This is a genomic window from Microbacterium sp. NPDC058269, assembly GCF_042881445.1.
Taxonomy (GTDB): Bacteria; Actinomycetota; Actinomycetes; order Actinomycetales; family Microbacteriaceae; genus Microbacterium.
Window position 1 is genome coordinate 367550 of sequence record NZ_JBHVXT010000001.1, and the last position, 23148, is coordinate 390697.

Sequence of the window (23148 nt, forward strand, 5' to 3'; positions counted from 1 at the left end):
CGTTAACCTTCGAAGCAGACAATCGCTTCGGGCTTGTGCGGGAGCACAGACCTGCTCTCGTGCGGACGACCCGCCGTCTCGCGCTGACACAGCCGAGATCCGAATGAAAGGTTGCGCCCCAACATGCGCGAAGTCTTCCACCAGTCCCTCGAGGACCTTCAGAACCGCCTCGTCGAGATCGCCGACCTCGTCACGGTCTCGATCGACAAGGCCACCAGGGCGTTCGCCACGAGCGACGTGGCCCTGGCCGAAGAGGTCATCGCCGACGACGCGAAGATCGACGAGCTGGCCGTCGCGCTCGACGAGCAGGCCATCGAGATCCTCGCCCGCCAGCAGCCGGTCGCCCGCGACCTGCGCATCGTCGTCACGGCATTGCGCGTGAGCGCCTCGCTCGAGCGCATGGGCGACATGTCGGAGCACATCGCCCAGCTCGCCCGACTCCGGTTCCCCGAGCGCGCGATCCCGAAGGGCCTGAAGGGCACCTTCGTGAAGATGGGCGAGCTCGACGTCGAAGTGGCGCGGACGCTCTCCGAGCTGCTGCGCACCCAGGACCTGCGCTTCGCCGACGCCATCCGCAATGCGGACGACGACGTCGACGAGCTGCACGCGACCGTCTTCGAGAAGGTGCTCAGCGACAACTGGAAGGGTGAGGCCACAGCGACCGTGGACGCCACGCTCGCCAGCCGTTACCACGAGCGATTCGCCGACCACGCGGTCGCCGTCGCGAAGAAGGTCGTCTACCTCGCCACCGGCGACTGGGCCGTCGAGGAGGAGGACATCCCCCTCGCTGTCGAGCAGCAGGAGCTCGGCCAGCAGGAGTTCGGTCACGCCTGATCGCACCCACGGCAATGCAGAAGCCCCCGATGCCTTCGCATCGGGGGCTTCTGCGTGAGCTGCAGAGGCTCCTACTTCTTACCCTGTGCCGCGACGGCGGCGGCACCGGCGGCGGCGGCCTCCGGGTCGAGGTAGCGACCGGGACCGGTGGGAACGTTGTTCTCATCCAGCTCGTAGACCAGCGGGATGCCGGTGGGGATGTTCAATTCGGCGATGTCGTCATCGCTGATGCCTTCGAGGTGCTTCACGAGACCACGCAGCGAGTTGCCGTGTGCCGTGACGAGCACGGTCTTTCCGGCCTCGAGGTCGGGGACGATCGCGCTCTCCCAGTACGGCAGCAGACGGTCGATGACGAGCTTGAGCGACTCGGTGCGCGGCACCTCGCCGTCGATGCCCGCGTAGCGGACATCGTTCACCTGACTGAATTCGCTCTCGTCGTCGAGCACGGGCGGCGGCACGTCGAACGAGCGGCGCCAGAGCTGGAACTGCTCGGGGCCGAACTCCTCGAGCGTCTGCGCCTTGTCCTTGCCCTGAAGCGCACCGTAGTGCCGCTCGTTGAGGCGCCAGGACCGCGTGACCGGGATCCACAGGCGGTCGGCGGCGTCGAGGGCGATGTTCGCCGTCTGGATCGCACGACTCAGCAGGGAGGTGTGCAGCACGTCGGGGAGAATGCCGGATTCGGCCAGCAGCTCGCCACCACGGCGGGCCTCCTTCTCGCCCTGCGCGTTGAGGCGGACGTCCACCCAACCGGTGAACAGGTTCAGTTCGTTCCACTCGCTCCGGCCGTGGCGGAGCAGGATGAGGGTGCGCGTCGCAGTCATGCCGTCAGTTTATCCGTCCGGGGCACGGCCCCCGAGTCGGATGCTGGGAGGATGGAGACATGGCGTCATCTCCCCTCGGTCGGCCGACCCGCGGCACCACGGGGACGAACCGATTGCGACGCAACGATCGCTGGATCGCCGCAAGCGACGCCCTGCGCCGGGCGTCGGATCCGCTGGTCGTGGATCTCGGCTACGGAGCCAGCGGGGTGACGGCGTTCGAACTCGCGACCCGCCTGGTCCGGGTGCGCGACGACGTCGAGGTGCGCGGCCTGGAGATCGACCCCGCGCGCGTAGCGACCGCTGACGCCCAGCTCACCGAGGTACGCGCGGGACGAACCGCCTTCGCCCGCGATCTCCCGGTCTCGTTCGCGCGCGGCGGCTTCGAGGTTCCCCTTCCCTACGGCCGCAAGGCTGCGGTGATCCGCGCGATGAACGTGCTGCGGCAGTATGACGAGCCCGATGTTCCCGATGCCTGGTCCCGCATGGCATCACGCCTGGCTCCGGACGGACTGCTGTTCGAGGGGACCTGCGACGAGATCGGCCGCGTCTCGAGCTGGATCGACGTCGATGCCCATGCCGCACCGCTGCGCTTCACGATCTCCCTGCGGCTCGCCGACCTCGAGCGGCCGAGCATCGTCGCCGAGCGACTGCCCAAGGCGCTGATCCACCGAAACGTTCCCGGCGAGCGCATCCACGCGCTGCTCGTCGACCTCGACCGCGAGTGGGACCGTGCAGCCCCGTTGTCGACGTTCGGAGCCACCCAGCGCTTCCTCGCCGCCGTCTCAGCTCTTCGCGAGCAGGGGTGGCCCGTGCTCGGCGGACGCACGCGGTGGCGCCTGGGTGAGCTCACGCTGCCGTGGAATGCGGTCGCTCCGCTCGCAGACTGAGGCAGATCGACCGCGGGCGACTCAGCTTCCGGCGGCGGAGTCGCGTGGATCCGGTGCGGTGGGTCGGCGCGACAGCCGCGTGAGGCGCGGGATGTCAGCCATGGCTCCCGCATCGGCCGGGACGATCACCTGCTGGGACGCGGCGATGTCGATGCCGTCGGCGCGCACCACGAGGTCGCCGATCGGTGCTCGTCGGGAGAGGATCGCGAGAGCGATCGGACCGTCTTCATGGTGTCGCGCCACCGAGGTCAGGTGCCCGACCTCGTCGTCGCCGGCGAACACCGGCGCACCGGGCTCGGGCAGGACGGCATCGCTGCCGTCGAGGTGGAGCGCGGCCAGCCGCCGGGGCGGGTGCCCGAGGTTGTGCACCTTCGCGACAGTCTCCTGCCCGCGGTAGCAACCCTTGTTCAGGTGTACCGCGCTGCGGATCCAATCGGACTCATGGGGCAGCGATCGTTCGTCGACCTCTGTCTTCCAGCGCGGGCGCCAGGCGGCGACGCGCAAGGCCTCCGCGGCGAGAAGTCCCGCGAGCGCCTCCCTGTCGAGGGACGCGGCGAGAGCGTCTGCTCCTGCCGCGCTGAGGATCGCCACCCGCCAGGCGAAGTCGGCGGCGGGGTGCTCTGCGACCTCCGAGTACTGGTGGCCACCGGCGCTGATCCGCTGCCATGGGTCGGCCCAGACGAGAGCGGTGCCGTTCGGCGCGAACGCGGCAGCGGTCCCCATCGACGCGACTGCCCCGCCGTCGACATAGCCGACCAGCACGAGGTCGGAGCGGACGTCGACCGTGGCCTGCGTGCGGAACTTCATGCGCGTCAGCCAAGCGGCGAGCGCTTCGGCGTCATCGGCGTCGGCGATGAGCCACGTGGATGCGCCGTCATCGATGACCCCGGCCGCATGCTCGACGCGGCCCTGCGGATCGAGCACCAGGAGCTCGGTGCTGTCGCCGGCGGCGAGACGCCCCACGGCCTGCGACGTGATCGAGTCGAGCCAGGTCAGCCGCTCAGGGCCCGCGACCTCGATCACGGTGCGGTCGCCGAGAGGCGCGAGCGCGGTGCCATCGGCGAGACGTCGCTGCTCTCGGAAGGCATCGCCGAAGTGCGCGATCAGGTCGCCGTCGGAGACGACGCCGTCGATCTGGTTGAAGCCGGACACGTCAGACCTTGGCCAGCCGCGCCGACGCGTGCGAGCGCAACGGAGTGCCGAGAGCGGCGATGTCCCACGCCCACAGCAGATGTCCGTCGACGAGACCGTACATACGCGACGATGCGGTGTGCACCTTCGCCCCGGCACTGCGCACGACGGCGTCGGAGCCGATGTCGATGCGCGGGCCGTTGATCTCCCCGATGTAGAGCTCGAGGGCACCGTCGGCGTGCGCGAGTGAGACCTCGATCGGGAATCCGCCGCTCGGCGCACGCAGCTCTTCCACGTCGTCGACCGTGCGCGTGACCGCGGGTGCGGTGGGCGGGAGCAGCGCGGGGCCGGCATCTGCCGCCGTCGCCGGGCGCGCGAGCCGCCAGAAACCGGTCTCCGCGAGCAGTGCGGTGGCGGGGGCGCCGTCTTCGGTGAGGAAGGTGGCCGTTCCGGAGTAGTTCAGGAACGATCCTCCGTCATGGCTGAAGCTGACGCGGTGCGTGAACTCGCCCTGCAGACGCTCGTCGCCGACCGGATAGTCGATGACGCCTGTGCCTTCCCAGACGCCGATCAGCCACGCGAAGGGGACGAGGTCAGCGGGAAGGTCGACGGGCAGTTCGAGCATTATCGCGTCAGCGCTGGCCGCGGAAGAGGTTGCGCAGCACCACTGCCGAGACGAAGACGATAGCGAGGCTCGCAAGGCCCAGCAGGCCGATGAAGAAGATTTCGAGCGCCATGAGGTCCATGTGCTCCACCTTACCGCGCCGCGCCGGCGTCAGGAGGGGATCAGCGCCGCGAGGCCGAATCCGACCGAGATGATGCCCATCAGCAGCAGCGCACCGATGACGCTCCCCGCCACTCGGAAGATGAAGCCCTGCGTGCGCCCGTACCAGAGCTGCACGGCGAACGACAGGAGGACGGCGCCGCCGAAACCGACCAGAAGCCAGGGCACACGCCACTCCTCCGGCACGAAGATGCCGATGGCGACGGTGGCGAGGAAGGCCGTGGCCCAGACGACGAGCACACCGACGAACGCGTTGCGTGGTGCGAGTGCGGGATCCGTCATGTCTCCATTGTTGCGCATCGCTCCCGGTATCATGGCGGCACGACGTCGATCCGCGTCTGTGAGGAGTGCGTGTGGCCCAGGTGCTGGTTCTGACCAACGCTCCGCTCTCCGAGCAGGTGCTCCCCGCGCTCGAGCTGCTGAGCCACCGCGCGCGCCAGATCCCCGCAGAGCCCTCCCAGCTGGTCAACGCACCCGACTACGACGTCGTGATCGTCGACGGCCGCCACGACCTCGTCGCCGCGAAGTCGCTCTGCCGCCTGCTGCGGACCGCTGGCCAGGACGCACCCCTGCTGCTCGTCGTCACAGAAGGAGGGATGAGCGCGCTCTCGGGAGACTGGGGCATCGACGACGTCCTCCTCTCCACGGCGGGACCGGCCGAGATCGACGCCCGGCTCCGTCTCGCGCTCGCTCGGCGCGACGAGGTCGCCGAGCCCGCTCGCGTGCAGGCGTCGGGCGTCACGATCGACGAGCAGTCCTACTCGGCGAAGCTGCGCGGCAGACCTCTGGATCTCACCTACAAGGAGTTCCAGCTGCTGCACTTCCTGGCGACGCACCCTGCACGCGTGTTCACCCGCGAGCAGCTGCTCAGCGAGGTCTGGGGATACGACTACTTCGGGGGCACCCGCACGGTCGACGTGCACGTGCGACGGCTCAGGGCGAAGCTCGGCGACCAGGAGCAGATCATCGGAACGGTGCGCAACGTCGGCTACCGCTTCAACGTCAACGAGGACGAGAGCCTCGCCAGCGCGGGCTGACGATCGACTCCGTTCACACGCGCGTCACCTCTCGGTGCTTAGATGTACCCCATGATCGATCCCGCACTCGCCGACGCCGGGCTGGGTGACGCCGAAGACGACGACTTCGACGCCATCGAGTCCTACGACGCACAGCTCCCGGACCACCGCTACCTGGATCGCGAGCTCAGCTGGCTCGCCTTCAACCAGCGCGTGCTCGAGCTCGCCGAGGATCCGTCGCTTCCCGAACTCGAGCGCGCCAACTTCCTGGCGATCTTCGCGAGCAACCTCGACGAGTTCTTCATGGTGCGCGTCGCGGGTCTCAAGCGCCGCATCATGACCGGTCTCGCCGTGCCCACCAACATCGGCCGCTCCCCCGTCGACGCCCTCGCCGACATCTCTCGTGAGGCGCACGCCCTGCAGCTGCGGCATGCCGACGCCTGGACCTCGCTCGTGCGTCCGGCCCTGGCCGAATCCGGAGTGGAGATCACCGAGTGGTCTGAGCTCACCGACGGCGAGCGCTCGGCGCTGTCGGAGTACTTCGGGGCCCAGGTCTTCCCGGTCCTGATGCCGCTCGCCGTGGATCCCGCCCACCCGTTCCCCTACATCTCGGGTCTGTCGCTGAACCTCGCGATCCGCATCCGCAACGCCCGCACCGGACGTCAGGAGTTCGCGCGCCTCAAGGTGCCGCCCATGCTCCCCCGCTTCGTCGAGGTGCCAGGCGGCGGCGAGATCAAGCGCTTCCTGCGTCTGGAGGAACTCATCGCCAACCACCTGGGCGATCTGTTCCCCGGCATGGAGGTGCTCGACCACCACGCGTTCCGCCTCACCCGCAACGAAGACGTGGAGATCGAGGAGGACGAGAGCGAGAACCTCATCCAGGCACTCGAGGCGGAGCTCCTGCGCCGACGATTCGGCCCGCCGATCCGACTCGAGATCACCGACGACATGGATGACGTCACGATGGACCTGCTGGTCCGCGAACTCGACATCACCGACCTGGAGGTCTACCGACTTCCCGGGCCGCTCGACCTGCGCGGTCTGTTCGATCTGTCCCGCATCGACCGTCCCGACCTGCGGTACCCGCCGCATCTGCCGACCACGGCCGTGGCCTTCCAGCCCGCCGGGTCGAGCACGCGGGCCGACATCTTCAAGGCGATCCGCAAGTCGGACGTGCTTGTGCACCACCCGTACGAGTCGTTCACCACGAGCGTGCAGGCGTTCCTCGAACAGGCCGCCCGCGACCCGCACGTGCTCGCCATCAAGCAGACCCTCTACCGCACCTCCGGCGACAGCCCCATCGTGCAGGCCCTCATCGACGCGGCAGAGGCGGGCAAGCAGGTGCTGGCCCTCGTCGAGGTGAAGGCACGCTTCGACGAGGCGAACAACATCGTCTGGGCGCGCAAGCTCGAGAAGGCCGGCGTGCACGTGGTCTACGGTCTCGTGGGTCTGAAGACCCACTGCAAGCTCGCGCTCGTGATCCGCGAGGAAGACGGCAAGCTGCAGCATTACTCCCACGTGGGCACCGGCAACTACAACCCCAAGACCAGTCGCATCTATGAGGACTTCGGGCTGTTCACCGCCGATGCGCAGGTCGGCAAGGACCTGACGCGACTCTTCAACGAGCTCAGCGGCTACGCGATCGAGAAGAAGTTCAAGCGCCTCCTCGTCGCACCCCTGCACCTGCGCAAGGGCCTGGTCCGCCAGATCGACGCCGAGCGGAAGAATGCCGAAGCGGGGATTCCCGCGCACATCCGCATCAAGGTGAACTCCATGGTCGACGAGGAGATCATCGACGCGCTCTACCGTGCGAGCGCCGCAGGGGTGAAGGTCGACGTCTGGGTACGGGGCATCTGCAGCCTCCGCACCGACCTCGACGGCATCAGCGACAACATCACGGTGCGCAGCATCCTCGGACGATACCTGGAGCACTCGCGCATCTTCGCCTTCGAGAACGGCGGCGACCCGCAGGTGTACATCGGCAGCGCCGACATGATGCACCGCAACCTCGACCGCCGTGTCGAGGCACTGGTGCGCGTCACCGACCCCGCCCATCTCAAGGAGCTCAGCACGTTCTTCGACCTGGCGATGGATGCCGGTACGACCTCGTGGCACCTCGGTGCCGGCGGCGTCTGGGAGCGCCACGCCGTCGACGCGGAGGGCAAGCCCCTCATCGACCTGCAGGATAAGACCATGGGGTTGATCCAGCGGCGCCGTCGCGCACGGGCGGTTCGATGAACACTCGGCAGCTGCAGCTCCCGGCCGACACGACGACGAACTCGAAGTGGACGGACAAGGCCGTGTACGCGGCGGGGGCCGTCGTGTGGCGCCTCGTCGAGGGCAAGCTGCGGATCCTGCTGATCCACCGCACCAAGTACCGCGACATCACCCTCCCCAAGGGCAAGGTCGATCCCGGTGAGATGCTCGCCGAGACGGCCGTGCGCGAGGTGCACGAGGAAACCGGCATCCGAGTCTCGCTCGGGGTGTCGGTCGGCGTGAGCCGCTACCACCTGGCGTCGCAGAAGCAGAAGGTCGTGCATTACTGGGCAGCGGAGGCGACGGACGCCGCCATCCGGGAGTCGACGTTCGTTCCGAATCGGGAGATCGCCGCGCTGGAGTGGGTCAGCGTCAAGAAGGCGAGAGCGCGCCTGAGCTACCCCGTCGACCTCGAGATCCTCGACTTCTTCTCGAACCTCGTCGACGACGGCGTGCTGCGCACCTTCCCGGTGATCGCGCTGCGCCATGCGAAGGCCACTCCCCGCTCGGAGTGGGACGGCTCGGATGCCTCGCGGCCCCTCACCGATCGCGGACGGAAGCAGGCGAAGTCGATCGTGGGACCGCTGCGCGCTTTCGGCGTGCGCCGGATCGTGACGAGTGACGCGGTGCGCTGCATCGAGACGATCACCCCGCTCGCTCGCGCACTCGATCGCAAGCCGGTGAAGACCGAGAAGATGAGCCAGGATGCCTGGGAGGACGGCGACTCCGACCTGCGATCGGTCGTCGGACGCCGCATCCGCGCCGGCAAGCCGGCCGTGCTGTGCAGTCACGGCCCCGTGCTGCCCGGCCTGCTGTCGGAGATCGCACTGGCCACCGGCACCATCCAGGGCTCGTATCTCAGCAGCGCGGCGGACCTCGAGCCGGCCGCGTTCTCTGTCGTGCACCTGTCCGCCACGAACCCCGGATCCGGGATCATCGCGATCGAGACGCACATCCCCAAGGTCTGACGTCCCCTGATTTCTCGCGGGAGCACCCCAGAGAGTCGCCCGTCGTTCACCTGCCGTTCACCTGCTCGGGAGAGTCTCGTTAACCGTCGCCCATAGCGTCACTGTGTGCCCTGCACCGGGCCCCACCCATTCCAGATCGAAGGATCCACAGTGAAGATCTCCCGAATCGCACGAATCGGCGCCATCGGCGCCGTCGCCGCTCTCGCCCTCGCCGGCTGTGCCGCGAACGAAGGCGGCACCGGTTCCACCGACGAGCCCACCTCCAGCTCCGCAGCCGTCAGCGGCTCCCTGGTCGGCGCGGGCGCCTCCTCGCAGCAGGTCGCCATCCAGGCCTGGACCGCCGAGTTCCAGAAGACCAACCCCGACGCCCAGGTCGAGTACGACCCGCAGGGCTCGGGCGGTGGCCGCGAGTCCTTCCAGCAGGGTGCGGTCAACTTCGCCGGTTCCGACCGCGCGTTCAAGACCGACGAGATCTCGGCCGGCGGCTTCGGCGCATGCGTCGACGGCTCCGACCTCATCGAGATCCCCGCCTACGTCTCCCCGATCGCCATCGTCTTCTCGCTCGACGGCGTGGACGAGCTGAACCTCGCCCCCGAGACGATCGCATCGATCTTCGCCGGCAAGATCACCAACTGGAACGACCCGGCGATCGCCGAGGACAACCCCGACGCCAAGCTCCCCGACCTCGCCATCACGCCGGTGCACCGCTCCGACAAGTCGGGAACCACGGGCAACTTCACCGACTACCTCGCGCAGACCGCGGGTGACGTGTGGACCGCGGGCAGTGTCGAGGAGTGGCCGGCCGACCTCGCCGGCGAGTCCGCCGAGAAGACCTCGGGCGTCGCCAACGCCGTCAAGGGCGGACAGGGCCTCATCGGCTACATCGACTCCTCGCAGGCCGCCGACTTCTCGGCCGTCAACGTGAAGGTCGGCGACAAGTTCGTGCCGCACTCGGCCGAGGGCGCCGCTGCAACCCTCGACGCGTCGAAGATCGAGGAAGGCCGCACCGACGGCGACCTCGCCTTCGCTATCGACCGCACCACCACCGCCGACGGCGCGTACCCGGTGCTCCTCGTCAGCTACCTCATCGGCTGCGCCGAGTACGAGGACGAGAACGTCGCCGCGCTGACCAAGGCGTTCTTCACCACTACGATCAGCGCCGAGGGCCAGGACGTCGCCGCGACCAACGCCGGCAGCGCCCCGATCTCGGACGACCTGCGCACGCAGGCACAGGCTGCGATCGACCTCATCAAGTGAGCCAGTGACGGTCTCCGGGATGCCACGCGGCATCCCGGAGACCGTCTGCTCGCGTCAGACACCCGATCTCCACTGAGCAGGAAGCAGCTCCCATGACAGCCACGACCTCGCCGGCGTCGACGCGCATCGTCGCGAAGAAGCGCGCCGGTGACCTCTGGTTCTCCGGAACGGCGGTCGCCGCCGGATCCATGATCATGATCACGCTGGCCGCGGTCGCGATCTTCCTCATCGTTCAGTCGATCCCGGCCTTCACCGCGACCGCAGAGGATGCCTCGCTCCTCAAGACCAACTTCTGGGACTACGTCGGTCCTCTCCTCTTCGGCACCGTCTGGGCGGCCTTCCTGGCCCTCCTCCTCGCCGTCCCCCTCTCCCTCGGCGTCGCGCTGTTCATCACGCACTACGCCCCCCGCCGACTCGCTCAGGGCCTGGGCTACGTGGTCGACCTGCTCGCCGCTGTCCCCTCGGTCGTCTTCGGCCTCTGGGGCATCCTGGTCCTTGCCCCCGCGGTTCAGCCCATCTACGTCTGGCTGAACACCAACGCCTCCTGGATCCCGTTCTTCAGCGGCGTCGTCTCCCCCACCGGCCGCACGATCCTCACCGCCGCCATGGTGCTGGCGGTCATGGTCGTCCCGATCATCACCGCCATCTGCCGCGAGATCTTCCTGCAGACCCCACGTCTCCACGAGGAGGCCGCCCTCGCCCTCGGCGCCACCCGCTGGGAGATGGTGCGAATGGCCGTACTGCCCTTCGGCCGTTCCGGCATCGTCTCCGCCTCCATGCTCGGCCTGGGCCGCGCGCTCGGTGAGACGATGGCCGTCGCGATGGTGCTCTCGGTGAGCAAGGCCGTCACGTTCGAACTGCTCACCTCCACGAACCCCTCCACGATCGCAGCCAACATCGCGCTGACGTTCCCCGAGGCGTACCAGGTCAACATCAACATCCTCATCGCGACCGGTCTGATCCTGTTCGTCGTGACGTTCGCGGTGAACGCGCTCGCACGCTGGTTCGTGAACCGCCGCAAGGAATTCTCGGGAGCGAACTGACATGACCGTTACCGCCCCCGAATCGGCTCGCACGGCGAGCGCGGCCCCGTCCCAGCTCTCGCTCAGCTCCGGGCACCTCCCCCGCTGGTCACCCTGGGCTCTTCTCGGCCTCTCTCTCCTCATCGGATTCACCCCCTTCGCCATCACGGCGCTCGCCGGCGGCTCCGACCTCAACATCGCGGGCTCCGTCGTCCTCGGCGCCATCATCTACCTCGTGCTCATCTACGTGATGTCGCGCATCATCGAGAGTCCGCGGAAGGCACTCGACCGCCTGATCACCGGCATCGTCACCTCGGCGTTCGCCATCGCGATGGTGCCGCTGGTGTCGGTCGCCATCACCGTGGTCGCCAACGGCGTGGCCCGCTTCGACGGGTTGTTCTTCTCCTCGTCGATGCGCGGCGTGCTCGGCGAGGGCGGCGGCGCCCTGCACGCCATCATCGGCACACTCCTGGTCACGCTCGCCGCAGCGATCATCTCGATCCCGATCGGTCTGATGACGGCCGTGTACCTGGTCGAGTACGGCAAGGGCGGGCGCATGGCCCGCACCATCACCTTCCTCGTCGACGTGATGACCGGCATCCCCTCGATCGTCGCCGGCCTCTTCGCCTACGCGGTCTTCGCGCTGATCTTCGGACCCGGTGTGCGCATGGGCATCGCGGGCTCGGTCGCCCTGGCCGTGCTCATGATCCCGGTCGTCGTGCGCTCCACCGAGGAGATGCTGCGACTGGTGCCGAACGAACTGCGTGAGGCGGCGTACGCGCTCGGCGTGCCGAAGTGGCTCACGATCGTCAAGGTGGTCCTGCCGACCTCGATCGCCGGCATCACGACGGGTGTCATGCTCGCCATCTCCCGCGTGATCGGTGAGACCGCGCCACTGCTCCTCACGGCCGGATTCACCGACGCCATGAACTACAACCTCTTCAGCGGGCGCATGCAGACCCTCCCGGTCTTCACGTACTCGCAGTACGCATACCAGGGCATTCCCGCTGAGGCATACGTGGAACGGGCCTGGGCCGCCGCCCTGACGCTCATCATCATCGTCATGCTGCTCAACCTCATCGCGCGGCTCGTCGCGAAGATCTTCGCACCCAAGACCGGCCGCTGAGCCTCGACCCGACAAGCAAGGAACTGCAGTGTCCAAGAGCATTGAAGTCAACGACCTGAACGTCTACTACAGCGACTTCCTCGCCGTGGAGGGCGTCTCCCTCGACATCCAGCCGCGCAGCGTCACCGCGTTCATCGGCCCGTCGGGCTGCGGCAAGTCCACGTTCCTGCGCACCCTCAACCGCATGCACGAGGTCATCCCCGGAGCCCGTGTCGAGGGCGAGGTGCTGCTCGACGGCAAGGACCTCTACGGTCCCGGCATCGACCCGGTGCTCGTCCGCCGCCAGGTGGGCATGGTCTTCCAGCGCCCGAACCCGTTCCCCACGATGTCGATCAAGGAGAACGTCCTCGCGGGGGTGAAGCTCAACAACAGCCGCATGTCCAAGAGCGACCAGGACGCCCTCGTCGAGAAGTCGCTCACCGGTGCGAACCTGTGGAACGAGGTCAAGGACCGCCTCGACAAGCCCGGCTCCGGTCTCTCCGGCGGTCAGCAGCAGCGTCTGTGCATCGCCCGCGCCATCGCCGTGTCACCGCAGGTGCTGCTGATGGATGAGCCCTGCTCTGCCCTCGACCCGATCTCGACCTACGCGATCGAGGAGCTGATCGGCGAGCTCAAGAACGAGTTCACCATCGTGATCGTGACGCACAACATGCAGCAGGCGAGCCGCGTGTCCGACAAGACCGCGTTCTTCAACATCGCCGGCACCGGCAAGCCCGGCAAGCTGATCGAGTACGACGACACCACGAGCATCTTCACCACCCCGTCCGTGCAGGCCACCGAGGACTACGTCTCCGGCCGCTTCGGGTGATCTGAAGCACGCGGAAGAGGGCCCGGCGACTTCGGTTTCCGGGCCCTCTTCGCGTGCAGGCGAAGGCGAAGCCTCAGTCGCGCGGGGAGAGCAGGTAGCGGTTCAGGGCGGAGGTGAGGGCCCGGTCGACCGGGAGGGAGACGCCGTCGACGGAGGTGATCGCCGCGGCGAGGCGGACACTCGACACGAGCCATGCGGCATCCGCCTGCGGGAGATCCGTCGCCGGGATGCGGTCGTATCCGACCTCGAACCCCTGGGCGGCGAGGTGCTCGTACACGCTGAGCTGAGTCGTGCCGTGCAGGATGCCGCCGGTCGGAGCCGGCGTCACGAAGCGGTCTCCGAAGCGGAGGATCAGCGAGGCCGTCGGAGCCTCCAGCACGAAGCCGTCGCTCGAGAGGAAGATCGCGTCATCGGCACCGCGTCGATGCGCCTCGCGCAACGCGGCCATGTTCACGGCGTAGGACAACGTCTTCGCGCCCAGCAGCAGCCACGGGGCGCGCTCCGCCGCGCCCAGGTCGTATCCTCGGTCGAGAGTCGCGACGCGCACACCGTTCTCGCGCACGACCGTGAAGTCGGCCGCCGGAGCCGCCGTCACCCACGCCGTCGGAGTCGGCCCGTGCTCGACCCCGCGGCTGAGGATCAGCTTGATGACGGACTCACCCGCGCCGAGCTGGGCAGCTGCGTGATCGATCGCCTGCCGCCACTGCGCGAGATTCGGCGCCGGAAGGTCGCACAGCCGGGCGGAATGGGCGAGGCGGTCCAGATGGGGAACGACCTCCTGTGCATGCCCGTCGACCACGCCGATCGACTCGAACACCCCGTCACCGCGCTGCGTGCTCAGCTCCCCGACGCTGAGCGCAGGAGCTGCGGCGTCGACCTGGGTGAAGGTGTCGGCGAAGTCGGTTCGCTGCACGTCGGCGGCGACGGGATCGATCATGAGTGCGAAGCGCCCGGTCATGATCCGAGCCTAGACGGCGGGAATACCCCACGCCCGATCGCGTTACAATTGAATGGCCGGGCCGCATAACCCCGGGCTCCAATTTTTGCCGCTTTGAGCGGCCTTCCGCCGAGAGGCGTTCTTGCGGCCCGGTCTTTTCATGTCCGGCGGTTCTTCCTCGGGCGTCGCTTCAGGCGAGAGCGTCCATCCGCCACAGCACGGCGGCCGCGGCCAGATCCTGTCCGTAGCTGCTCAGACGCAGTGCCCTGGTGGTCAGCTCGCTGGCCCGTGCAGGCTCGGTCGGCTCGTAGTCGTCTGCCGTGTGGGTCGCGCCGGATGCCTGCACGCGGCAGAACGCCGCCGCGCGGTCGAGTGCGACGGCGAAGTCACCGCGGAACGCTCCGCGCAGGATCGTGTCGATCAGTGCGACCAGTTCATCCGGACTCGCGGGCACCGGGGCTCCGGCGATCATGGCATCCGCCGACGGCAGCTCGACGCGCCCACGGTCGTAGAGGAGCGCAGCGGTCTGCGGGTCGCCGTGGATCGCGAGCTGCAGCACGTAGAGGCGCCAGAGCGCACCGGGCAGCGTGCGCGACGGCGCCTTCGACCACAGCTCGGCGATCTCGTCGATCCCGTGCTCGGCGGTGAAGGCCACGAGGCGTTCGGCGCTCGCTCCGCTCTCGTCGGCGCGCACGCGGGCCAGCAGAGCGGATGCCGTGGCGTGCGCGATGCGCGTCTCCTCGGCGGGATCATGCGTGCCGACGATGTTGTCGAAGGCACTCGTCGGGCGGCGCACGGGGCGATGGTACTGCTCGGGCATCCCTCCAGGGTACGCGCGATCAGTGGGGCTCACGCCGTGGGGATGACGATCACCGGGTCGGAGGTCGGCAGGCCCGTCGGCGATCCGCCGGCCTGCTCGACGGTCACGGCGATGGCATCGCCCGCCTGCATGTCGCCGGTGAGCAGGGCCGTGGCATCGCCGCCGTCGACGTCGAAGACGCCCGCAGAGACAGGGGCATCGCCGCGCACGAACCACAGTTCGTAGGTCTGCCCGTCTCCCGGGCTCGGAATGCCGTCGGCCACGAGCACCGCCTTGCCGGCGGAGGCGGACCAGTGCGCTGTCGCGGTTCCTCCGTCGTCCAGGGCGACCGACGCCTGCTGCGCGTCTCCGGCAGCCTCGATCTCCTGCAGAGCGACGACGCTCGCCGGAGGATTCAACTGCTGGTTGAGAGCGACCGCACCGACCCCGACGCCCACGAGCAGGGCGAGGCACGCCGCCAGCGCGAAGGCGGTGCGGGTCCAGCGGCGCGGCTTCTTCGGATCGACCGGAGACTTCGCCGACGTCTTCGCGATGGGATCGGGCGAGACATCCGGATCCGCTTGCGATCCGTCGTCCTGGGGCATGTCGGCGATCTTCGCCAGCAGCACGGAGCGGATGGAGGCGGGAGCGGTGACGGGCTCGGTAGTATCTGCGAGCGACGCCGCTGTGGCGATATCCGCATCAACCGTGTCCTGCCATTCCGGGTGCTCCCCGAGGGCGGAACGATATCGACGCTCGTCGTCTGCGGAGAGCGAGTGCAGCGCGGCACCTGCCGCGAGCTCCGCGAAGTCCTTCTCGTTCATGCCGTCACCCCCATCGCCGTGCGCAGACGGCTGAGCCCGTCTCGCATCCGTGTCTTGATAGTCCCCAGCGGCGCCCCTACGAGGGCCGCGATCTCGTTCTGACTGTAACCGCCGTAATACGCGAGGACGAGTGCTTCGCGCTGCGCCTCGGGAAGCCCCGAAAGCGCTTCGACGACCTTCCCTCCCTCTATCCCCAATTCGACCTGCTCCGCGACACTGTCGTGCGCGACGCCGATGTCCTTGAATCCTGCTCGTACGTCTCGGTCGGCGCTCGACTGCGATGCTCGCACCCGATCGACGGCCCGGCGATGAGCGATCGTCATGATCCACGCTCGTCCTTGACCTCTGTTCGGAGCGAAGCGCGAAGCGGATTGCCAGATCTCCAGGAACACCTCCTGGAGCACCTCCTCGCTCTGCGCGCGGTTCACCAGGACACGGAGGATGAGGCCGAACACGCGGGAGGAGAGGGTGTCGTAGAGAGCCGCGAAGGCAGCTTGATCACCGGACGCGACGCGGACGAGGAGGTCGGCGACAGCATCCTGCGTCGCTCCGTCCTCGGGAACGTCGAACCCATCGATGACCATCTCCACAAGCATGCCGTATCTCCTCTCCGAACACGTGCAGACGTCACCCGAATGTGAAGGATTAGACCTCGCGCCCAGCTCGCTCCGGTGGTGGGATCGGATCGGTTTCGAAGATTTCTCAGATTCGTCCCATCCGATCCCGAACGGGCTCCGAACAGCCCTCGACGCCACGGAGAGGCCGTGGCTCAGTTCTGAAGGAGCTCGACATGTTCAGCACCAAGAAGAAGGTCACCGCGGCAATCACCCTCGGCCTGGCGAGCGCGTTCCTGCTCTCCGCCTGTTCCATGGGCAGCGGTAGCAGCACGGACTCGTCTTCCGAGCCGAAGGCACCGGAGACGTCGGAGTCGACGCCGATGGAGATGGACCCGGCCGCCAACCTGGTCGGTCCCGGTTGCGCGGCATACGCCGACGCCGTGCCGGACGGCGCGGGCTCGGTCGAGGGAATGTCGCAGGACCCCGTCGCGGTCGCGGCCTCGAACAACCCGCTGCTGACCACGCTGGTCGCTGCGGTGAGCGGACAGCTCAACCCCGACGTCGACCTCGTCGACACGCTGAACGGCAGCGAGTTCACGGTCTTCGCACCGGTGGATGACGCCTTCGCGAAGATCGACCCGGCCACCATCGAGGCCCTCAAGACCGACAGCGCCACGCTGAGCTCGATCCTGACCTACCACGTGGTTCCCGGCCAGATCGATCCGGCCGACATCGACGGCATGCACACCACCGTGCAGGGCGCCGACCTCGAGGTCACGGGCAGCGGAGACGACCTGATGGTCAACGACGCCAAGGTCATCTGCGGTGGAGTCAAGACCGCGAACGCGACCGTGTACCTCATCGACACGGTTCTGATGCCCCCGGCTTCCTGAGCCAGGGACAGCCGGGTGGGAGGACACCCGGCACGCGCCCTTCTCGGGAGCAGGGGGAGAACCCGGGAAGGAAAAGGGGCCGTCGGCGGTGCTGTGTCGCCGACGGCCCCTCGTCGTGCGCACTAGACTTTGATGAGGGGCCTCTAGCTCAGTTGGCAGAGCATCGGACTTTTAATCCGCGGGTCGTGGGTTCGAGCCCCACGGGGCCCACCGCAGGTCGCCTCGCGGCGACCGTCTCAGGACTCGCTGCCGGGCGCTCCCGTCAACAGCTCCTCGCGGATGTCGGCCACACCGCCCGGCAGCGACTCCCCCTCGAGAGCGAACACGGGCGCCTCCTGGGTCCCTCCGATGCCGCACACCGCGACGCTGTCCGCACCGTCGAGTGTCTTCGGGATGACCACGAACCAGAGTGCCGACGACGCAAGCCATTCGGTGGTCGCCATGTCCGCGTAGTACGTGGCGTTCGGCGCCAGGCTGCGGGTCTTCTCGGTGCACAGCTCGACGAGCACGGACGTGGTGAACTCCGTTCCGGTCACCGGCGGATCCGGAGTCTCGGAGGGCGAAGGGGAAGGCGTCGGAGCGGCAGTGGGCGAAGATGTGTTCGACTCGGACGGCGAAGGGCTCGAGGCCGGCTCAGGGGCGCACCCCGCGAGCAGGACGAGCGCCGAGAGGATGACGAGTGAAGAACGGACGCGCATGTCTGGATCGTACTGCTGCGACCCGCGGATCCGCGGGGAGCGCTCCGAGGACGGCCGCTTCTCCTGTATCACCGGCTCCCCGCATCGGCCACCCCCTTCCCTCCTCCCCCGATACGAGAGATCGTCGAGTCGTCCCCCGAACGGCGGACGACAATCCAGGAAAGGAAGAACGATGACTCTCAGCGGCAGCCGCGTGGCATTCCTCGCGACCGACGGATTCGAGGACAGCGAGCTCACGAGCCCCTGGGAAGCCGTGACGGCAGAGGGCGCGAGCGCGACCATGATCGCCCCCGATGGTGCAGCCATCACCGGCAAGAACGGGCACGAACAGGCCGTCGATCTGCACGCGTCGGATACCACCGCGGATCAGTTCGACGCGTTGGTGCTCCCCGGTGGCGTCGTCAACGCCGATCACCTGCGCATGGACAGAGCATCCATCGACCTGGCGCGGGCCTTCTTCGAGCAGCACAAGCCGGTCGGCGTGATCTGCCACGGCGCCTGGATCCTCATCGAGGCCGGTGTCGTCGACGGACGCACGCTCACCAGCTATCCGAGCCTGACCACCGATCTGCGCAATGCGGGCGCGACCTGGGTCGACGAAGAGGTCGTGGTCGATGAAGGTCTCGTCTCCAGCCGGACGCCCGACGATCTGCCGGCTTTCAACGCGAAGCTCGTCGAGGAGATCGGCGAAGGCAAGCACGCCGGACAGACCGCCTGACGCCCGCACTCACGCCCGTGCCCGGTGCCGCCGCACGGCCGCACGGTTGGCGCAGCGCACGGAGCAGAAGCGCTGGCGGCCGTTGCGCGTCACGTCCGCCACGACGTTCGTGCAGGGCTCGGCCTGGCAGCGGCTCAGCCTGCTCATCCCCCGGGTCACCAGATGCAGCGAAGTGCCCAGGCTGATGATCGCTCGGAGCACGTAGGGCAGCGACGGCACGTCGTCGCGATAGTGCAGGTGCCACCCCTCGTCGTCGTGGTTCGTCAGCCGCGGGTAGGCGGCCGCTGCGGCGAGTTGGGCGTTGAGGAGAACCGCCCGCGCGTCAGGGTCGGGTTCATCGACGATCGCGAGCCAATCGTCGATGACCCCCCTGACCCGCTCGTGGTCGTCGACGGCGGGCGGGAAGGTCTGCGTCATCCCGAGTTCCAGTGTGCGCTCTTCAATCCCGGCGCGGGTTTCCGGCCAGTCGTTCGCCAGCGATGCAGCAAGCAGCACGGCATATTCACCGTAAGGGTTGAGATGCATAAGACCATTACATCACGCTGGATGCATGACCTCGCTGAACACCCTTCCCATCCCCCGCGCCCGCCCCGCCGCCGAGGCGCACGAGCATGCCTGGCTGGTGGAGTCACGGCATCCGACGAGTGAGGGCGTCGTGCTCTATGTGCGGTGCTCCGCCTGCGGCACCCGCCGGGTCGATCTGCAACCGCACCCCCACACCCCGCCGACCGCGCTGAGCGCGACGCTGGGCGGTGTCACGCCGTCAGCTCGATGAGCTTTCGCGTTGTCCGCAGATTGCGCGCCGTCCCCGCGACTCCGAGCGCGCGATCCAGCACCGCCTTGGTGAGCTTGGTGGAGTGCACGCCGCCCTCGCCGTAGTCGATCCACAGGTCGTCCCCGATGAGCGCGATCCGCTCCTCTGGGAGCAGACGCTCCTCCAGCGCCTTGATCGCGCCTTCCGAGGGCGAGCCCTCGAGGAACATCGCATGCACGAACTTCACATCCCCCTCGGGGAACGGCTGTGCGGACTCCAAGGAGACGAGTTGCGCGTGGGTGCGGTGGATGACGGGCGTATCGACCCCGAATTCGTCGTGAATGACCGCACGCACGGACGCGCACGCCGCCGCCGGATGCGCCGGCGTCTCGCAGATGATGTTGCCGCTCGCGATGTACGTGGAGACGCCGGACATGTCGGTTCGGGCGGCGAGCACCTCACGAAGCCGCGCCATCGGGACGCTGTTGCGACCACTGACGTTGACCGCCCGCAGGAGCAGGACGCTCCGGCTCACGCGTCGGTGCTCTCGGCAAGCTCTGCACCTGCGTGGACGAGCTCGGCGAGTGCGGCCTCGCTGGGCTCCACGGCGACGCCGGCGACGAGGTCGGTGAAGATGCGGACACGGACGCCGTGCGCGATGGCGTCGAGAGCCGTCGCCCGCACGCAGTGATCGGTCGCGAGCCCCACGACGTCAGCGCTGAGCGCACCGGCGGCAGTCAATATCGCGCCGACCGTCTCTCCGGTCTCGGTCTGGCCCTCGAACATCGAGTACGCCGGCTTGCCTTGTCCCTTGCGCACGTGGTGGGTCACCGCATCCGTCACCAGGAGCGGGTCGTACTCGGCACCCTCGCTGCCCGCGACGCAGTGCACCGGCCAAGACACGACGAAGTCCGGCACCTCAGCGAAATGCCCTCCGTTGTCGCCGTCCGCATCATGCCAGTCCCGTGAGGCGATGATCACGTCGTAGTCGACCGAATGGGCGGCCAGAAAGGCGGTCACGGCCGCGGCGACCGCATCGCCTCCTGCGACGGCGAGTGCGCCGTCCTCGGTGAAATCGTTCTGCACATCGACGATGAGAAGCGCTCTGCTCATAGTTCGAGGGTACGCCGTGAGGAACGGGAAAGGCCCCGTGATGTTCTTCGCATCACGGGGCCTTCGGAGCCGCTTGTCAGAATCGAACTGACGACCTTTTCATTACGAGTGAAATGCTCTGCCGACTGAGCTAAAGCGGCGTGCGACGCGTGAGCGGCGCGATCACCGATATTACCCTGTCTCGCGCTCGCTCGCGAATCGAGGCGGCCTCACTCGCAGCGAAGCCCGTCTTCCGGCACGACGCCATCGAGCAGGAAGGCCTCGACGGCATCATCGACGCAGGCGTTGCCCTTGTTGTATCCGGTGTGCCCCTCGCCGACACGCGTGATGAGAACACCCTCTTCGAGCTGCTTCGCCAGCGACTCGGACCACTCGTACGGAGTCGCCGGGTCGTTCGTGGTGCCGATCACCAGGATGGGTCCCGCGCCTTCTGCCGTGATCTCGCCGCGGGTGCCCGTGGGCGGGTACGGCCAGACCGAGCAGGAGTCGGGTCCGGTCCAGTACGGCGCGATCGTCGGCGCCCCCTCTGCGATCTTCGCGTTCGTCGCCGCCTCCGCCGCGGGGTCGTCTTCGACCGGGTAGTCCATGCAGTTGTACGCACGGAACGCCTCGGCCGAGTTGTCCGTGTACGTGCCGTTCTCCCGGCCGTTGTAGAAGTCGGCGAGGAACAGCGCCGATGTCGGGTCGCCCTGCAGGGCCTCGTCGAGCGCCTGGGTGAGGTATCCCCAGCTGTCCTGCGAGTAGAGTGCGGCGATGATGGCCGTCATCAGAGAGTCGGCGCCCAGCATGCGGCCGTCTCCGCTCTTCAACGGCGTGCTGTCGACGCTCGCCAACAGGGCTCCCAGGTCGGCCATCGCTTCGTCGACGGTGCCGTTGAACGGGCACTCCCCCGAGTCGAGACAGTCCTGCATGTAGGCGCGCAGCGCGGACTCGAACCCGAGCGCCTGGGTCGCCCCGACCTCGAGCCCGGGAACAGCCGGGTCGATGGCACCGTCGAGCACCAGGCGACCGGCCTTCTCCGGGTACAGCTTCGCGTAGGTGGCGCCGAGGAACGTACCGTACGAGTAGCCGAGGTAGTTCAGCTGCTTGTCGCCCAGCACCGCGCGGATCAGGTCCATGTCGCGGGCGGCGTTGATCGTGGTGATGTACGGCAGGATGCCGCCGCTGTTCGCGTCGCACGCTTCGGCGAAGCCCTTGTGCGCATCGAGCAGCTCGGCCTCCCACTCGGCCGTGCCGCGGGCGGCTGCCGGGATGCCGTAGAGGTATTCGTCCATCTGCGGGGCGTCGTAGCAGGTCACCGCGGTCGAATCGCCGACTCCGCGCGGGTCGAACCCGATCACGTCGAAGTTCTCGATGAGGTCGGCACCGACCGCGAAATCGAGGCTGTTGAGGATCAGATCGACGCCGCTCGCGCCCGGACCGCCCGGGTTCGTCAGCAGCGAGCCGACGGGGGTGCCCTCGGCGCGGTGCCGAACCACCGAGAGGGTGATCTCACCCTTACCCGGATCTTCCCAGTCGAGCGGAGCCGTCACATCGGTGCAGTCGAAACCGACACCGCACTCCGTCCACTCCAGCTCCTGCGAGTAGAACGGCAGCAGGTCATCTGCCACGCCCTCGGTGTCGGGGTCGCTCGTCGTCGAGGGCCGCGAGGACTGTTCGGGGATCATCGCGTACAGGCAGCCCGAGAGGGCGACGGATGCGGCGGCCAGTCCTGCGACGATCGCGGCGGCGCGACGCAAGCGGGAAGTCGATCGATTGTTCACGGTTTCCTCCCGCTCGTGATCGTCACGAGCAAGCTTTCCAGGGCAAGCAGAGGGGCGACGTTGCGCTCCAACGACTGCCGCGTCTCGGCAAGGTGGTCAAGTACGACAAGAGTACGGGTCTCGGACCAGGCGGATGCGAGGTCTGTCACGTCGGAACGCAGCTCGCTGTTGATGAGATCGTCGGAACGGCCGAACTGGAGCATCACGACGTCGCGGAAGAGCGACTGCAGATCGGTGAGCACACGGTCGATCCCATCTCTCAGGCTGCGCGTCGCACGCTTCTTCTGATCGTCTTCGAGCGCGGAGAGCTGCGTGCGCAGAGCAGGCGGCACCGCCTGCCCCTCGGCGATTCCGATGGTGCGCAGCAGCGAAGCGCGCTCCTGGGCGTCGCGCTCGGCGGTGAGCGCCTTCGCGTCCTCGGTGGCGGCCTGGATGATGCGCCCGGCGACCTCGACCGCGTCGCCCACTCCCCTGACACCGAGAACGGAGCGGAGGGTCTCGTCGCGCCGACGCCGAGCCGCATCGTCGGTGGCGAGTCGTTGAGCCATGCCGATGTGGCGCTGCGCATGCCTCGCGGCCTGCTCTGCGACGCTCTCGTCCACGCCCGTGCGAAGAGTGATGAGGCGCGCGACATCGGCGACATCGGGTTCCCGCAATCTCAGCGAGCGCACGCGGGATCGGATCGTCGGCAGCAGGTCAGCCTCGCTGGGTGCGCAGAGGATCCACACCGTCTGCTCCGGGGGCTCTTCGAGCGCCTTGAGGAGCACATTGGAGGTGCGCTCGACCATGCGGTCGGCGTCTTCGACCACGATGACCCGATAGCGCCCCGCGGATGGCGCGAAGTAGGAGCGTTCGACGAGGCCACGGGCTTCGGCGATCGTGATGATGACCTTGTCGGTCCGCAGCGCGGTGACGTCGGGGTGGGTACCGGCGAGGACCTGCCGCATGACGATCTCATCATCGGGCCGATCGGCGATGAGAGCCGCCGCGAAGGCGTAGGCGAGGGTCGAGCGGCCCGATCCGGGTGGTCCCGTGATCAACCAGGCGTGCGAGAGGGCGGAAGGATCGGATGCCGCGGCTCGGAGTGTGTCGACGGCCGCGTCTTGCCCCCACACATCCGCCCACGGGAACGGGGCGGGAACGGTCTGGGGCATGTACTCAGCCTAATCGCGACCACCGACG

26 protein-coding genes and 2 tRNA genes are annotated in these 23148 nt (G+C 68.0%); 13 read left to right on the forward strand and 15 right to left on the reverse strand.

The genetic code is table 11. The features are described from left to right. The first annotated feature begins 123 nt into the window (after positions 1-123). The gene (gene phoU, locus ACFVWL_RS01750) at positions 124-834 is read left to right on the forward strand and encodes a phosphate signaling complex protein PhoU (protein ID WP_021199093.1); all 711 of its coding nucleotides are present in this window, start codon (positions 124-126) and stop codon (positions 832-834) included. Between the two features lie 71 nt (positions 835-905). Here the strand turns inward: phoU and ACFVWL_RS01755 are convergent, their stop codons facing one another. After that, positions 906-1655: a phosphoglyceromutase gene (locus ACFVWL_RS01755; protein ID WP_021199094.1), complete on the reverse strand. Its 750-nt coding sequence runs from the start codon at positions 1653-1655 to the stop codon at positions 906-908. A 59-nt stretch (positions 1656-1714) separates the two neighbouring features. On the opposite strand from ACFVWL_RS01755, the gene ACFVWL_RS01760 reads away from it, so the two are divergent. Next, positions 1715-2542, forward strand: a complete 828-nt coding sequence (locus ACFVWL_RS01760; RefSeq protein ID WP_387177741.1) for a class I SAM-dependent methyltransferase — start codon at positions 1715-1717, stop codon at positions 2540-2542. 21 nt (positions 2543-2563) lie between these two features. On the opposite strand, the gene ACFVWL_RS01765 is transcribed toward ACFVWL_RS01760, so the two are convergent. The 3 genes from ACFVWL_RS01765 to ACFVWL_RS01775 form a co-directional block, all read right to left on the reverse strand. Beyond that, positions 2564-3694, reverse strand: coding sequence for a YgfZ/GcvT domain-containing protein (locus ACFVWL_RS01765; protein WP_387177743.1), 1131 nt, complete (start codon positions 3692-3694; stop codon positions 2564-2566). A gap of 1 nt (position 3695) precedes the next feature. After that, positions 3696-4298: an FABP family protein gene (locus ACFVWL_RS01770; protein WP_387177745.1), complete on the reverse strand. Its 603-nt coding sequence runs from the start codon at positions 4296-4298 to the stop codon at positions 3696-3698. 150 nt (positions 4299-4448) lie between these two features. Further along, positions 4449-4739: a hypothetical protein gene (locus ACFVWL_RS01775; protein ID WP_387177746.1), complete on the reverse strand. Its 291-nt coding sequence runs from the start codon at positions 4737-4739 to the stop codon at positions 4449-4451. A gap of 71 nt (positions 4740-4810) precedes the next feature. On the opposite strand from ACFVWL_RS01775, the gene ACFVWL_RS01780 reads away from it, so the two are divergent. From ACFVWL_RS01780 to pstB, 7 genes are all read left to right on the forward strand, one after another. Then, complete coding sequence (locus ACFVWL_RS01780) at positions 4811-5494, forward strand: winged-helix domain-containing protein (RefSeq protein ID WP_387177747.1); 684 nt, start codon at positions 4811-4813, stop codon at positions 5492-5494. Between the two features lie 51 nt (positions 5495-5545). Further along, a complete protein-coding gene (locus ACFVWL_RS01785; protein WP_387177749.1) occupies positions 5546-7711 on the forward strand; it encodes an RNA degradosome polyphosphate kinase in 2166 nt (721 codons plus the stop codon). Beyond that, a complete protein-coding gene (locus tag ACFVWL_RS01790) occupies positions 7708-8697 on the forward strand; it encodes an NUDIX domain-containing protein (RefSeq protein ID WP_387177751.1) in 990 nt (329 codons plus the stop codon). The genes ACFVWL_RS01785 and ACFVWL_RS01790 overlap by 4 nt, the downstream gene beginning before the upstream one ends. 150 nt (positions 8698-8847) lie before the next feature. Beyond that, complete coding sequence (gene pstS, locus ACFVWL_RS01795) at positions 8848-9954, forward strand: phosphate ABC transporter substrate-binding protein PstS (protein ID WP_387177754.1); 1107 nt, start codon at positions 8848-8850, stop codon at positions 9952-9954. Positions 9955-10046: 92 nt separating this feature from the next. Next, positions 10047-10997 carry a phosphate ABC transporter permease subunit PstC gene (gene pstC / locus ACFVWL_RS01800; protein ID WP_387177757.1) on the forward strand — a complete coding sequence of 317 codons (951 nt, stop codon included), beginning with the start codon at positions 10047-10049 and terminating at the stop codon, positions 10995-10997. Position 10998: 1 nt separating this feature from the next. Next, complete coding sequence (pstA, locus tag ACFVWL_RS01805) at positions 10999-12102, forward strand: phosphate ABC transporter permease PstA (protein WP_387177760.1); 1104 nt, start codon at positions 10999-11001, stop codon at positions 12100-12102. Positions 12103-12130: 28 nt separating this feature from the next. Continuing rightward, positions 12131-12910, forward strand: coding sequence for a phosphate ABC transporter ATP-binding protein PstB (pstB, locus tag ACFVWL_RS01810; protein WP_028503355.1), 780 nt, complete (start codon positions 12131-12133; stop codon positions 12908-12910). A gap of 73 nt (positions 12911-12983) precedes the next feature. On the opposite strand, the gene ACFVWL_RS01815 is transcribed toward pstB, so the two are convergent. From ACFVWL_RS01815 to sigK, 4 genes are all read right to left on the reverse strand, one after another. Next, entirely contained in the window at positions 12984-13868 is an 885-nt protein-coding gene (locus ACFVWL_RS01815; RefSeq protein WP_387177763.1) for an aminodeoxychorismate lyase, read from the reverse strand. A gap of 169 nt (positions 13869-14037) precedes the next feature. After that, a complete protein-coding gene (locus ACFVWL_RS01820; protein ID WP_387177766.1) occupies positions 14038-14667 on the reverse strand; it encodes a DNA-directed RNA polymerase subunit beta in 630 nt (209 codons plus the stop codon). A 29-nt stretch (positions 14668-14696) separates the two neighbouring features. Beyond that, positions 14697-15470 carry an anti-sigma factor domain-containing protein gene (locus tag ACFVWL_RS01825; protein WP_387177768.1) on the reverse strand — a complete coding sequence of 258 codons (774 nt, stop codon included), beginning with the start codon at positions 15468-15470 and terminating at the stop codon, positions 14697-14699. Further along, the gene (gene sigK / locus ACFVWL_RS01830; protein WP_387177771.1) at positions 15467-16066 is read right to left on the reverse strand and encodes an ECF RNA polymerase sigma factor SigK; all 600 of its coding nucleotides are present in this window, start codon (positions 16064-16066) and stop codon (positions 15467-15469) included. The genes ACFVWL_RS01825 and sigK overlap by 4 nt, the downstream gene beginning before the upstream one ends. Positions 16067-16260: 194 nt before the next feature. Between sigK and ACFVWL_RS01835 the strand changes: the two genes are divergently transcribed. Beyond that, entirely contained in the window at positions 16261-16920 is a 660-nt protein-coding gene (locus tag ACFVWL_RS01835) for a fasciclin domain-containing protein (RefSeq protein WP_387177775.1), read from the forward strand. Between the two features lie 137 nt (positions 16921-17057). Next, positions 17058-17130 (forward strand) — tRNA-Lys (locus tag ACFVWL_RS01840). A 26-nt stretch (positions 17131-17156) separates the two neighbouring features. Here the strand turns inward: ACFVWL_RS01840 and ACFVWL_RS01845 are convergent. Beyond that, positions 17157-17618 carry a hypothetical protein gene (locus tag ACFVWL_RS01845; RefSeq protein WP_387177777.1) on the reverse strand — a complete coding sequence of 154 codons (462 nt, stop codon included), beginning with the start codon at positions 17616-17618 and terminating at the stop codon, positions 17157-17159. A 172-nt stretch (positions 17619-17790) separates the two neighbouring features. Between ACFVWL_RS01845 and ACFVWL_RS01850 the strand changes: the two genes are divergently transcribed. After that, entirely contained in the window at positions 17791-18336 is a 546-nt protein-coding gene (locus tag ACFVWL_RS01850) for a type 1 glutamine amidotransferase domain-containing protein (protein ID WP_387177780.1), read from the forward strand. Positions 18337-18345: 9 nt separating this feature from the next. On the opposite strand, the gene ACFVWL_RS01855 is transcribed toward ACFVWL_RS01850, so the two are convergent. Beyond that, positions 18346-18861: a CGNR zinc finger domain-containing protein gene (locus ACFVWL_RS01855; protein ID WP_387177783.1), complete on the reverse strand. Its 516-nt coding sequence runs from the start codon at positions 18859-18861 to the stop codon at positions 18346-18348. Positions 18862-18886: 25 nt separating this feature from the next. Between ACFVWL_RS01855 and ACFVWL_RS01860 the strand changes: the two genes are divergently transcribed. Further along, on the forward strand, positions 18887-19111 hold the full coding sequence (locus ACFVWL_RS01860; protein ID WP_387177786.1) for a hypothetical protein: 225 nt from the start codon (positions 18887-18889) through the stop codon (positions 19109-19111). Here ACFVWL_RS01860 and ACFVWL_RS01865 read toward each other — a convergent pair. The 5 genes from ACFVWL_RS01865 to ACFVWL_RS01885 form a co-directional block, all read right to left on the reverse strand. Further along, the gene (locus ACFVWL_RS01865; protein WP_387177789.1) at positions 19092-19625 is read right to left on the reverse strand and encodes a DUF1697 domain-containing protein; all 534 of its coding nucleotides are present in this window, start codon (positions 19623-19625) and stop codon (positions 19092-19094) included. The two genes, ACFVWL_RS01860 and ACFVWL_RS01865, sit on opposite strands and share 20 nt — an antisense overlap. Next, positions 19622-20203: an isochorismatase family protein gene (locus ACFVWL_RS01870; RefSeq protein WP_387177792.1), complete on the reverse strand. Its 582-nt coding sequence runs from the start codon at positions 20201-20203 to the stop codon at positions 19622-19624. Before ACFVWL_RS01870 ends, ACFVWL_RS01865 begins: the two co-directional genes overlap by 4 nt. 67 nt (positions 20204-20270) lie before the next feature. After that, a tRNA-Thr gene (locus ACFVWL_RS01875) sits at positions 20271-20343 on the reverse strand. Positions 20344-20412: 69 nt separating this feature from the next. Continuing rightward, positions 20413-21966: an alpha/beta hydrolase gene (locus tag ACFVWL_RS01880; protein ID WP_387177795.1), complete on the reverse strand. Its 1554-nt coding sequence runs from the start codon at positions 21964-21966 to the stop codon at positions 20413-20415. Beyond that, positions 21963-23120 carry a DNA polymerase III subunit delta' gene (locus ACFVWL_RS01885; protein WP_387177798.1) on the reverse strand — a complete coding sequence of 386 codons (1158 nt, stop codon included), beginning with the start codon at positions 23118-23120 and terminating at the stop codon, positions 21963-21965. Before ACFVWL_RS01885 ends, ACFVWL_RS01880 begins: the two co-directional genes overlap by 4 nt. Between the last annotated feature and the right edge of the window lie 28 nt (positions 23121-23148).